We start from the raw sequence: 12,693 nt of genomic DNA on the forward strand, positions 1-12,693 counted from the left end.
ACGAGCATTATTTCATTATACGATAGCGAAAATTGATTTATGCACTATCGATCTAAACGGCCTTTCAGGAATAAAAAAGCTGCATAGCCAACGACTATACAGCTTGTACAACCCATGGAGCTTATTGAGCTTTGTTAGAAGAACCGAATTCACGGATTTTGCCGATAACAGTAGCTTTAATCGCATCACGACCAGGAACAATATATTTACGAGGATCGTAAGCTTCACTATCGTTAGCAAGAACTTCGCGAACTTTTGCAGTGAACGCCATTTGGTTTTCTGTGTTCACGTTAATTTTAGATGTACCACGAGCAATCGCTTTTTGGATATGCTCTGTAGGGATACCTGTACCACCATGAAGAACTAGAGGCATATTTGTAAGCTTACAGATTTCCTCCATCTCGTCAAAGCCAAGGTTAGGCTCGCCTTTGTAAGGACCATGTACAGAGCCTAGAGCTGGAGCCAATGTGTCGATACCTGTACGTTTTACAAGCTCAAGACACTCTTGAGGGTCAGCATAGATAACGCCATCAGCGATAACATCGTCTTCTTGGCCGCCTACAGTTCCTAGCTCAGCTTCTACAGAAACACCTTTGCTATGTGCATATTCAACAACTTTTTTAGTTGTTTCAACGTTTTCTTCGAACGGATGATGGGAAGCATCGATCATAACAGATGTAAAACCAGCATCGATCGCAGCTTTACATTTTTCAAAGCTGGAGCCATGGTCAAGGTGAGTAGCAACAGGAACAGTAATGTTCATTTCTTCAATAAGTGCAGCAACCATAGCTGTTACAACTTTAAATCCGCCCATGTGACGAGCAGCACCTTCAGAAACACCTAGAATAACTGGGGAGTTTTCTTCTTGTGCAGCAGCTAGAATAGCTTGAGTCCACTCCAAGTTGTTAATGTTGAACTGACCGACAGCATAGCCTTCTTTAAGCGCTTTGTTTAACATGTCTTTCATTGAAACTAATGCCATTATAATTCCTCCTAAAACTTTTCGTGTTATCGACTTCCTTACACTTCCATCCACCATAGAGGCAGCATAAGAGGCATAAACGAAGATCATTAGTTAATTCATTACGATCCCATTAACTATACCTATTTATCATATCCATTTTGGACTAGAATTACAAATGGTAATCAGGCAATTATAGTCAAAAAACGACGCTGTAAGCGATTACTTTTGAAAATATGAAAAAAAAATTTTGACACTCTGCATATTCATCGTCAGATTACGATAACAGACAAAAAAAGCATCGCTTTTGTAAGCAAAAGCGATGCCCGATTCATTTTATATGTCCATAGCCGCTCCACGGTAATCAATAAAGCTAAAGCTCGAGTCGACTGTTACTTTTCTCTCCATAATATCAATAATGCTCACCGCACTTTGCTGTGGGGACAACGGGGCAGCTGAGCCTCCCATGTCTGTTCGCATCCAACCAGGATGAATACTCCAAACATCTATACCTTTAGCGGAAAGCATGCGATTCAGCTGCTCACTTAGCAGGTTTAATGCGCATTTGGATAGTGAATATGGATAATCTCCTGCGTATGCGTTATGAATACTCCCAGCTTCTGAAGAGATGTTAAGGATTGAGCCATCCTTCGCGTCAAGCAGCTCAAGCATATGCTTCACGACCCGAATCGGTCCGAATAAATTAACATCAAAGCTTAGCTGCATATCGTTCATATCCAAGTCTTCAATCGCGGTCTGCCGTCCTACGAGCACTGCTGCACTGTTAATAATGCAGTTCAGTCTCATCCCTTCTTGCTTCAACTGCTCTGCTGCCTTCTCAATAGCCGCTTCATCGCGAACATCGGCTAGCATAATCGTTATCTGCTGTTCATTCAAGCCCCCCGCTTGCAACGAAGCACTTAGCTGCTCGCTAGCAGCTTCGTTACGGACTAACGCAACGACATGATGGCCGCGGCTTATAGATTCTGCTGCGAGCTCATAGCCTAACCCGCGATTGGCTCCTGTAATCAATACGTTCACCGTATCACCCCTTCAATCACTTCCGTTTTAATCGTTTTCCAACAGCTCAATGAGTACCTTTAATTGAGGAAATGTATCGATATAAGCATATCTGCCGCCTGTATATTCACCTTTTTGCTGCAAAGGGAAGCCTGACTTCGCAAGCAGCTCAACTTTATCCTTCATCCCTTTAATTCCAAATGCGATATGATGTGGACCTTCGCCATGCTCATTCAAATAGTTTCGCCAAGTGCTTTCGTGGTGATCTGGCTCAATTAATTCAATTTGAAGTGAACCCATATCAAAAAAGGCTAGCTTTGCACGAGCAGGACTAGGCTTACCCTCGAATTCAGTCTGCGCCTGCTCCATTGGATCTGTCCAAAAAATATTTGGCTTTTCTACTCCAAAAAAAGTGGCGTATGCTTCACTAACCTTTTCAATATCATGAACAAGAATACCAATTTGCGTAACGACATTCGTTTCAATTAGACCTGACATCATAATCCCTCCAATATGAAATGGTGAATTGCCCTGTACAGCCTTGCCTTTAGCTTACCTTTAATCCAAACGCCTGCAGGATTCCCGGATAATTAGCGTGCAGTCATACTTGATCTCACGTATCGTATCTGTTGGCTCCTCAACTTGCTTAACAACGACCTGCATCAGTTCCTTAAATAGCTGCTTAAAATCAACGCGCACGGTTGTGAGTGGCGGATCTTGCTTCTCACTTAGCACATGATCGTCAAAGCCGATAATCGACATATGCTCAGGAACCTTGAGCCCTTGCTCTCGCATCGCCCGTATCGCACCAAAAGCAACACTATCATTGGCTGCTACAAGTGCAGTAGGGAGCGGCTCATCGCTTCCAAGCAGCTTCGACATCGCATCATAGCCTGCCTGCTCTGTAAAATCTCCATCCAGCACCCAGCCCGGATGAATGTCGAGCCCTTGCTGCTTCATGGCATGATGGAAGCCCTCGTGCTTTTTAAGGCCTGACAATCGGCTTCGATCACCATTTATGAGACCGATATGCCGATGACCAAGGCCAAGTAAATAAGCAATTGCCTGCTTCATACCAGAATCATTGTTGAAATTGGCAACGATGCGATTAGGTACAGCAACGTCTGGATGCTCCTGATCAAACACACCAACGACAAAGCCTTCTGCTATGAGCTCCTCAACAAATGGCTCTTTATGCTTTGTTCCAATAAATATGCCCGCATCGATCCGCCGCTGATAGAATGCTTCCCTTACATGATTAATGCTGGCTTCATCCTCGGTATTACGAATAATAAAGGTGAGCACATAATAATTAAGATCTGATGCACTTTCTATCACGCTCACGATCATCATATTCGTTAGCACATCGACAGAGATTTCCCCTGAGCTTACCATGAACAGACCAATCGTACGGGATTTTTTGCCGGCCAGCATTTGCGCTGAAGCATTAGGAAAGTAATTGAGCTCTTTAATAGCTTTCATCACTTTCTCTTTTGTTTTTTGTGGTACATTTGAATAATTATTAATGACCCGACTGACCGTACTCCTTGATACACCTGCTAACCTCGCAACTTCCGTACTATTAATTTCATTTTTAGACAAATCATAACCCTACCTTTAAATAAACACGTGTTTATACCTCTATCATAGTCCTGCTATGATACACTGTCAACCGATTCACAAGGAGAAACGGCTGTAAGAGCGTCAATATTTACATTAACGCGCGTTCATGGTACGCTACTGCTAGAAAAATGATCAATTTGGAGGGATATATATGCTACGATTAGGTGGTCAAGTTTTTATTGAAAATCAACAACCTGAAACTTGGGCAAAAGCGATGCATCAAGCTGGCTTTCGGGCGGCGACCTGCCCATTTGACGGGAAGGATCGCGACCTTATGAAGGCCTATCTCGATGCCGCTGAACAACATAACATCGTTATTGCGGAGGTCGGTGCTTGGAGCAACCCGATTAGCATAGATGAGACGATTGCTAAGCAAGCCATTAACTATTGCGCAGAACGTCTGCAGCTAGCCGATGACATCGGTGCACGTGTCTGTGTTAATATCGCCGGCTCTAGAGGCACCGTATGGGATGGACCGCATGAGCTTAATCTTACCGATGACACATTCAATCTTATTGTTGATACCGTACGAGCGATCATTGACCAAGTAAAGCCGACGCGGACAACCTTCGCATTAGAGATGATGCCTTGGGTATACCCAAACAGTGCTGACAGCTATGCAGCGCTGTTAAAGGCGATTGATCGACCACAATTCGGTGTACATTTTGATCCAGTTAATATTGTGAATAGTCCAGAAACCTACTATCATACGGATGCACTTATTATTGATTTTATCGAAAAGCTAGGGCCTCATATCGTCAATGTGCACGCCAAAGATATTCTGCTACAACCAAAGCTAACCCTCCATCTTGATGAGGTAATTCCTGGACGAGGCAATCTACGCTATGATGTGCTGCTTACACAGCTTAATAAGCTGCAGCGAGACATCCCTGTCATGATTGAGCATCTGTCTACTAATGAACAATATACAGAAGCTGCGCAATATATTCGTTCGGTCGCAGAACAATTACGCATCGTTATTAACTAATTGTTGGAATTTCCTAAAAATGTATTGTCAATCCCATCACATATCTCCTATACTAATAGGCAGGTTTTATAGTATCTGTCATAAGGAGAATGATGATGATTACACAACGTAATATCGCTTTAAGTATTATTCTTACATTAATCACTTGCGGTATTTATGGAATTTACTGGTTCATTGTATTAACGAACGAAGTGGGTAGATTGAGTGGAGACCCTGATTTTACTGGGTTAAAGCATTTCTTGCTTTCTATCGTTACTTGTGGAATTTGGTCATTAGTGTGGGCTTACCAGATTGGCAAGCATGTAGCTGAAGCTCAGCGTCAACGTGGCATGATGTACAGCGACAATTCTGTAATATATCTTGTGCTGGGACTGTTCGGGTTTGGTATCGTAACCTATGCACTTGTACAAAACGATGTTAATAAAATGGTCTAAGCCTTTTAGAAAGAATCCTAAGCTTGTTTGGGGTTCTTTCTTTGCTATCGGTACCGTGGTCTATCTGAAGGTGTGGATTCCGCTCACTGGATTAAGCATTCCTTGCCCGATTCATGCCGTGACCGGTTTGTATTGCCCAGGCTGTGGAATGACCCGCTCGCTTACCGCTCTGTTAAAGCTTGACCTTGAGGCAGCCTTTCGCTATAACAGCTTAGTTTATGCGCTCGTCCCGTTATATCTATGCTACTGGCTGCTGCAGCGCAAAAAGCTTCATCGCACATCCAATGCTGTGCTAATTGCAATGGTGATTCTCGCTCTCGGCTATGGCATTGCAAGAAACTTGCCTCTGTTTGATAGGCTTGCACCGCCTGATTTATAAAATGCTACGAAGCTTAGTTGTAGTACTTCATCTTCTCTGTTACACCATACAAATGCATACCGAAGGGGTTGTTCAGAATGTCCGTTTAGCTGGCATTGAACAACTCCTTTCTTTTTTATTTATAACAGCTTCACGCACAGAACACATTTAGCTGATATAAGCTTTAGTTACTGAAAGTCGTTACAATTTGTTATATTAGTATCAGCATATAGATGACGAATATAGCAATGCCTATAGCATGGAAGGAGTGATCCGGCATGACGACTTTGACGCAGCAAGTAGATGCGATCATTACACAGCAGCGAAATTATTACGACCAATCCTCTACAAAGGATGTTCATTTTCGTAAAGAGCAGCTTGTAAAGCTAAAGCAAACGATAAAAAAATATGAAAAGCAAGTGCTGGAGGCGCTAAGGCTTGATTTAGGTAAAGGTGAATTTGAAGCCTATACAACAGAACTCGGAATCGTGTACGACAGTATTAGCTTTATCATTAAAAATATCGAGCGCTGGGTAAAGCCTAAGTCAGTAAAGACACCTCTGCATTTCCAGCCTGCCAAAAGCTTTATTGTGCGAGAGCCATACGGTGTGGTGCTAATTATCGCTCCGTTTAACTATCCATTCCAGCTTGTGATGGAGCCTTTAATCGGTGCAATTGCCGGAGGCAATACAGCCGTTATAAAGCCTTCTGAAGCAAGCGTCCATACGACACAAATCATTAAGCTAATATTGGAGGAAGCATTTGAGCCTAATTACGTGAGTGTTGTAGAAGGAGAGAAGGAGATGGTGACGGCACTTATTCATGCCCCCTTCGACTTTATCTTCTTTACTGGCAGCGTTGCGGTAGGTAAGGTTGTAGCAAAAGCTGCGGCTGAGCGATTGACCCCTTATGTGCTGGAGCTGGGTGGAAAGAGCCCTACCATTGTTAGTGAGACAGCCGACTTAGAAGTCGCAGCCAAGCGTATCGCTTGGGGTAAATTCAGCAATACTGGACAAACGTGCGTGGCACCTGATTACGTCGTCGTACACGAAAGTATATATCCAACATTTGTAGAGCTGCTGAAAAAAACAATAAAAGACTTTTACGGACATGATCCACAGCAAAGCACAGACTATGGTCGCATCATTAACGAGCGTCAATTCGACCGGCTGCACCATATTTTAATCGCTGAAGAAAGCAATATAACACTGGGAGGCAGCATAGATCGCCAAGACCTATATATTGAGCCAACGATTATTGAACATGTAACGTGGAATAGTATGGTAATGGAGGATGAGATATTCGGCCCTCTATTACCCGTACTGAAGTATAGCTCTTTGGATCATCTAATCAGAGAAATTCGTAGGCTGCCTAAGCCATTAGCTGGTTACTTATTCTCGACAAACGAAAAAGAAATACAAACGTTTCTACAGGAGCTGCCATTTGGAGGCGGCTGTATCAATGATGTTGTAGCCCATGTTGGCAATACACATTTGCCTTTTGGCGGTGTCGGCCCTTCAGGCAGTGGTGCATATCACGGTAAAGCGAGCTATGAATGCTTCACTCATCCTAAGTCGATTCTGCATCGTTCAACAAAGCTTGAAACCGGCTTGCTCCACCCTCCTTACAACTCGAGAGTAAAGCTCGTTCGAAAAATATTAAAGTAGGCTAAATATGGTTAGCGCCATGCTATGCGCACAAAAAAAGATGTTGCCTCGGGGGCAACATCTTTTTTGTAGTGCTGTATCATCGTACTCTTCTTTACAGTAGATGATTGCTTTATCTAATCGCCTAGTTGTCTAAAACTTCACGACGATTTTTCTTAAGCATTTTCGAAAGAATTTCATACATCACCGGTACAATAACTAATGTTAACAGCGTAGAGCTCGTAAGTCCGCCGATTACAGTAATCGCAAGACCTTTAGAGATCAAGCCGCCACCTGCACCACCGAATACAAGCGGAATCATAGCACCGATTGTCGCGATCGCTGTCATTAGAATCGGACGAAGACGCGTCGCACCAGCTTCAAGAATCGCTTCACGCAATGTCATACCATCGCGTTCCATATGAATGATGCGGTCAACATACACGATAGCGTTTGTTACGACAATACCGATCAACATCAGAAGTCCCATCATGACCGATACAGAGATCGTTTCATTAGCAATGTACAGACCAACGAATACACCGATAACCGTAAACGGAAGAGATAATAGGATAACGAATGGAGCAAGTCCCTCTCCGAATGTAACGACGAGAATAAAGTATACAATCGCAATCGCTGCTAGCATAGCAACAGCTAGCTGAGTGAAGGTTTCAATAATATCCGCCATTGCACCGCTGTTACCAAGCTCAACACCTTTAGGGAATTCAAGCTCGTTAACCTCTTTATCCACCTCGCTCGATGCTTTGGATACATCGTCGCCTAGGATTGTACCTGATACGCTAGCATAGAATTGACCTTTGCTGCGTGCAAGTGTATTCAGTGCATAGCCTTCTTCAACTTCAACAAGATCGCCTAGTGTAAGCTGTGCACCTGTTACTGATTGTACAGGAAGCTTAAGCATATCCTCTACAGACTCAGGCGTTACTACTTCTTTCTGAACGATAACCTCTACTTTGTTACCGTCACTTTCAACTGTAGTCAATACTTCCTTAGAAGTATCTGGGTATAGCATCATAACAATTTGCGCTGTCGTCAGACCATGCTGCAGCAGCGTTGCTTGATCAACATGGAATGTAAATGCCTCATAGCTCTCTTCACGAGTAGAGGATACATCCTTCAATTGCTCATTGCCTTTCATAACCTCTTCGACCATTAGGACTGACTGCTCTAGATCATCGAGGCTTTCGCTGTATAGCGTATAGCTAAGCTCGTTGCTCGATAGTGCTGACATCGAGAAGTTCTGGCTTGACCAGCGTCCCGGGTGTCCAATCTCTTCAACGTATTGCTCGATCTCCTCACGAACCTCTGGGAAGTTCTTCATATCTGGATCGAAGATAACATACATAAGTGAACCGCCGGCGCCGCCCATCATCATCGTCTGCATATCTGCACTTTCCGCTGAGGAAATGGATAGCTGAACGATATCGACATCTTCACGTTCAAGCAGCTTTTGCTCTACTTCAGAAACATGCTTAATTGTATCTTCTCTAAGCTCACCAGCTTTAGGTGCGTAAGTAAGATACATGACCTTCTCCTCGTCACTTCCAAGGAAGCTCAGTCCAACTAGACCAGAGATCGGAATGATACAGCTTCCCACTAATAGGACAAGCGAGATAATTACGGTAATAATTTTATGGTTCAATGTCCATTGAAGTGCACCACGATATTTTTTCGCGAGTGCTCCAACTTCTTTATGCTTAGATTCTGATTTGGCTGCATAAAGTTTTTTCTTGAACAAGAAATGAGACATAGCAGGAACGATCGTAATGGCAACAATTAACGATGCAATCAAGGCAAAGCTCATCGTCAACGCGAACGGTACGAAAATCTCACCAACCATACCGCCAACAAATACTAGCGGGGCAAATACGGCAACCGTTACAAGTGTAGACGATAGAATTGGCTTGAACATCTCAAGCGTCGCTTCACGTACTAGTGCACGACCATTCAGCTTCTCTTCCTTCAGATGCAATCTTCGATAGATGTTTTCGACGACGACAATCGAGTCATCAATTACACGTCCAATCGCAACAGTAATCGCACCTAATGTCATAATATTAAGCGTAATATCAAGCCAGTGTAGAATCATCAAAGCCATAAATACGGACACTGGAATGGATACAATCGAAATAATTGTAGATTTAAAGTCGCGTAGGAACAGTAGAATAATAATGACAGCAATAAGTCCACCGAACAGCGCTTTTTCAACCATCGTAAGCACCGCTTCTTCAATCGGCTCACCTTGGTCTAACGAAGTCTCTACAACAAGATCAGGAAAACGCTCCTGCTCTTCTGCCATTAGATCCTTAACTGCATTCGCAACCGTTACTGTGTTAGCATCCTGTGCTTTAATAACCTGAATCGCAATGGCATCTTCACCATTCGTGCGAGAGATGGATTGAACCTTACCAACAAGCTCAATCGATGCAAGATCACTTAGCTTCGCAACAGGAGATGGATAGTCAGCCGTCGGCGTTACTGGAATTAGCATATCGCCAAGCTCTTCTATGGACATAAACTTACCATCTACTGCGATAGCCTGTTCAGCTTCCGTAAACTCGAACAAACCGAGTGATGTATATAAGTCACTTGCTTTAATTAGGTTCGCAATCGTTTCTTTTGTAACTCCAAGGCTCGCCATCTTCTCTTCATCATACGTCAGCTCAACCTCTTCAATATGCTGACCCGTAATCGAAGCAGAAGCAACCCCTTCAATTTTTTGCAGCTTCGGTAGAAGAACCTCTTCTACTGTGCTCGTTAAATCAACGATATCACCAGAGGTACTGCTCACACTGAGTGCAAGAATCGGCATCATATTCATGCTAATAGCCGATACTGAAGGTGCCTGCGCATTGTCTGGCAGCTTAATATCATCTAGCGCGGATTTCATCTCACGCTTCGCTTCATCCATATCTGTTCCATAATCATATTCAACCTGAATACTTGCTACACTGGAATATGAGCTGGACATGACGGTCTTTACTCCGCTTAGATTTTCAAGGGTTTTCTCTAGCGGAATCGTAACATCCTCCATTACCTGTTCAGCAGTTGCTCCAGGATAAACACTCATAACCATTAGATAAGGAATAGAAATGTCCGGTATCGTCTCCATCTTCATTCTTACAGATGAATACATTCCAGAGAATAGAACAATTAACGTTAGTAGCCATACTGCTAACTTGTTTTTCACTACGAAATTAACTATTGACCTCACTTACACACCTATCCTTTCTTGACTATTTTTTCTCTATTTTTTATACTAATGACCGGACGGTCATATGTCAACACAGACCTAAGTTGAGGTGAAAATTATGTCTAAGCGACAATTAATTATGGATACAGCAATCGAGCTATTTGCAGAAAAGGGCTACGAAGCCACATCAATACAAGAGATTACAAAGCACTGCGGCATATCCAAAGGCGCTTTTTATCTAGATTTTAAATCCAAGGATCAATTGATTCTAGCCATTATCGATTACATTATTAGCAATTTTGGTACAAAGATTGACCGCGTGGTCAACAGCGCTGTAGACGGGGAACATAAGCTGTTTCTTTATTACTCCAGCATATTCGAATTCGTTAATAGCCATCGTAGCTTTGCGTTAATCTTTTTCACAGAGCAAATCCACCAAACGGGTCAGCTGCGTAAGGTTAATTATGAGCTTTTCCACAAGTTTACGTTTTATGATGAGCAGTTTTCATACTCGATCCTTACCTTGCTCGAATCGATCTATGGTGATGCTGTCGCCCGTACCAAATACGATCTTATGCTCTGCGTAAAAGGGTTTATTAAATCTTATTGTGAATATGTATTGATGCAGCGCACACCAGTTGATATCGTTGCTTTATCGCAGAGCCTCGTCGACAAAACGAATATTCTCGCCAAGCACTCACGCGCCGTATTTCTAATGAATCCAGAATGTTTCAAGGTGAACAACTCACAGCAGATCACGCTTTCTTATATCGTCGAGCAAATCAACTCCGTAGAGCAAATGACAACAAGTGATCTAGAGAAGGAATCGCTTCACATCTTAAAGAACGAGCTGACGAGCGAGCATCCTAGTGCTGCCTTAATTCAAGGGATGCTGCACAATCTGAACCAATACGCAAGCAGCTATTATATTGTTTCCTTAGTGAATCACTACCAGCATCAAAAGTGATCTAGCATTAGCCCGCTGCTTCACAATATGTAAAGCTTGGCGCTTGCTCAGCTTGCGCCTGCTGCCATCCTTGTCCACTTACCTTCTGAGTTCGTTTTACGAATTTATAGCTGTTACGTTTCGTATTTTTTCAACTTCAACAATTGTTAATATTCCCCCTTTCTTCTTTTCCTTACTCATACAGAAGACCTAACCTCAGAGCATTGCAATCATTGCGAACAAAGCTTATAGTAATTTTATTACTTTAAAGGAGGCTGAGATCACATGACTTACATTAATCAACCCTTTCACATAAAAGGAATGGAGCTGAAAAACCGTGTTGTCATGGCTCCGATGTGCCAGTACTCTGTAGAGGCACATGACGGAATTCCGACAGAATGGCATCAGATTCACTATGCCTCACGAGCAATAGGCGGTACAGGTCTAATTATTGTAGAGATGACTAACGTAGAGCCTCGTGGACGCATTACCGATCGCTGCCTCGGCCTATGGTCAGATGAGCAGGTTCCTGCATTTAAGCAAATCGTTGATTCTGTGCATCGTTATGGTGCAAAGATCGGTATACAAATTGCACACGCTGGTCGTAAAGCACAGGATGCTGAGCTTCCTGTTGCACCTTCCAGCATCTCCGTTACACACGATGATACAACGCCTAAGCCTTATGCTTTAACGACTGAGGAAGTACAGGACATGGTGCTTCGATTCAAAGAAGCTGCGGAGCGAGCTGTCGCTGCTGGCTTTGACTGCATCGAGCTTCACGGCGCTCATGGATATCTCATTCATCAATTCCATTCACCTGGCATTAATAAGCGCGATGACCAATATGGTCAGGATGTCGCTCTGTTCGGCGAAGAAGTCGTTAAAGCCGTGCGCAGCGTCATGCCGAAAAACATGCCGCTCTTATTCCGCATCTCTGCCATGGAATATATGAAGGACGGTTATCAGGTTGAGCACGCCATCGAGGTCGCTAAGCGCTATCACGCTGCTGGTGTAGACAGCTTCCACGTTTCTTCAGGTGGTGAAGGCCCCGTATCTGTCGTACAGCCCGGACATCACGCTGGCTATCAGGTACCGTTAGCTAAAGCATTCAAGGATGCATTCCCTGAACTACCTATTATTGCTGTAGGCAAGCTGGAGCAACCAGCCGTAGCTGAGCAGGTGCTCGCTAACCAAGAAGCCGATCTAATCGCAATTGGACGCGGCATGCTTAATGACCCATACTGGACACTGCATGCCATTAAAGAACTGACTGGCACTGTGAATCCACCCGTACAATATGAGCGCGGTATGTAAAAAATTTAACATAAACTAGAAGGGCTCTGCATCAGCCTACGGTCTGATGCAGAGCCCTACCTTTGTCGTACACCTAAGCACGATATCACTCAAGTTCTCACTTAAGCTCTCTCTTACATATAAACATTATCGCACAGCTACATAACGTCTACGTGTAGCCACTATGGTTTCGATCATCTAGTCGCCGTC

11 protein-coding genes are annotated in these 12,693 nt (G+C 43.5%); 6 read left to right on the plus strand and 5 right to left on the minus strand.

Annotated elements, in window-relative coordinates; genetic code table 11:
* Positions 1-121: 121 nt before the first annotated feature.
* The 4 genes from M3180_RS08040 to M3180_RS08055 all read right to left on the minus strand — a co-directional run bounded on the left by M3180_RS08040 (position 122) and on the right by M3180_RS08055 (position 3,583).
* A complete protein-coding gene (locus M3180_RS08040; protein ID WP_251666832.1) occupies positions 122-982 on the minus strand; it encodes a class II fructose-bisphosphate aldolase in 861 nt (286 codons plus the stop codon).
* A gap of 315 nt (positions 983-1,297) precedes the next feature.
* Positions 1,298-2,002 (minus strand): SDR family NAD(P)-dependent oxidoreductase, encoded by a 705-nt coding sequence (locus M3180_RS08045; protein ID WP_251666834.1) that lies wholly within the window; start codon positions 2,000-2,002, stop codon positions 1,298-1,300.
* Positions 2,003-2,029: 27 nt separating this feature from the next.
* Positions 2,030-2,482, minus strand: a complete 453-nt coding sequence (locus M3180_RS08050; RefSeq protein WP_251666836.1) for a VOC family protein — start codon at positions 2,480-2,482, stop codon at positions 2,030-2,032.
* Between the two features lie 57 nt (positions 2,483-2,539).
* Positions 2,540-3,583 carry a LacI family DNA-binding transcriptional regulator gene (locus M3180_RS08055; RefSeq protein ID WP_251666837.1) on the minus strand — a complete coding sequence of 348 codons (1,044 nt, stop codon included), beginning with the start codon at positions 3,581-3,583 and terminating at the stop codon, positions 2,540-2,542.
* A 172-nt stretch (positions 3,584-3,755) separates the two neighbouring features.
* Here M3180_RS08055 and M3180_RS08060 point away from each other — a divergent pair, with 172 nt between their 5' ends.
* The 4 genes from M3180_RS08060 to M3180_RS08075 all read left to right on the plus strand — a co-directional run bounded on the left by M3180_RS08060 (position 3,756) and on the right by M3180_RS08075 (position 7,051).
* Positions 3,756-4,592 carry a sugar phosphate isomerase/epimerase family protein gene (locus tag M3180_RS08060; RefSeq protein WP_251666839.1) on the plus strand — a complete coding sequence of 279 codons (837 nt, stop codon included), beginning with the start codon at positions 3,756-3,758 and terminating at the stop codon, positions 4,590-4,592.
* Positions 4,593-4,687: 95 nt separating this feature from the next.
* Positions 4,688-5,026 carry a DUF4234 domain-containing protein gene (locus tag M3180_RS08065; RefSeq protein WP_251666840.1) on the plus strand — a complete coding sequence of 113 codons (339 nt, stop codon included), beginning with the start codon at positions 4,688-4,690 and terminating at the stop codon, positions 5,024-5,026.
* Positions 4,989-5,405 (plus strand): DUF2752 domain-containing protein, encoded by a 417-nt coding sequence (locus M3180_RS08070; protein WP_251666842.1) that lies wholly within the window; start codon positions 4,989-4,991, stop codon positions 5,403-5,405. The genes M3180_RS08065 and M3180_RS08070 overlap by 38 nt, the downstream gene beginning before the upstream one ends.
* 257 nt (positions 5,406-5,662) lie before the next feature.
* Positions 5,663-7,051, plus strand: coding sequence for an aldehyde dehydrogenase (locus M3180_RS08075; RefSeq protein ID WP_251666843.1), 1,389 nt, complete (start codon positions 5,663-5,665; stop codon positions 7,049-7,051).
* Between the two features lie 124 nt (positions 7,052-7,175).
* Here M3180_RS08075 and M3180_RS08080 read toward each other — a convergent pair whose 3' ends face one another.
* Positions 7,176-10,265 carry an efflux RND transporter permease subunit gene (locus M3180_RS08080; RefSeq protein ID WP_251666845.1) on the minus strand — a complete coding sequence of 1,030 codons (3,090 nt, stop codon included), beginning with the start codon at positions 10,263-10,265 and terminating at the stop codon, positions 7,176-7,178.
* A 97-nt stretch (positions 10,266-10,362) separates the two neighbouring features.
* On the opposite strand from M3180_RS08080, the gene M3180_RS08085 reads away from it, so the two are divergent.
* Positions 10,363-11,211 (plus strand): TetR/AcrR family transcriptional regulator, encoded by an 849-nt coding sequence (locus tag M3180_RS08085; protein WP_251666846.1) that lies wholly within the window; start codon positions 10,363-10,365, stop codon positions 11,209-11,211.
* Positions 11,212-11,475: 264 nt separating this feature from the next.
* Positions 11,476-12,504, plus strand: coding sequence for an NADH:flavin oxidoreductase/NADH oxidase (locus M3180_RS08090; RefSeq protein ID WP_251666848.1), 1,029 nt, complete (start codon positions 11,476-11,478; stop codon positions 12,502-12,504).
* Positions 12,505-12,693: the final 189 nt, after the last annotated feature.

The organism is Paenibacillus camelliae, assembly GCF_023715345.1.
Taxonomy (GTDB): domain Bacteria; phylum Bacillota; class Bacilli; order Paenibacillales; family Paenibacillaceae; genus Pristimantibacillus; species Pristimantibacillus camelliae.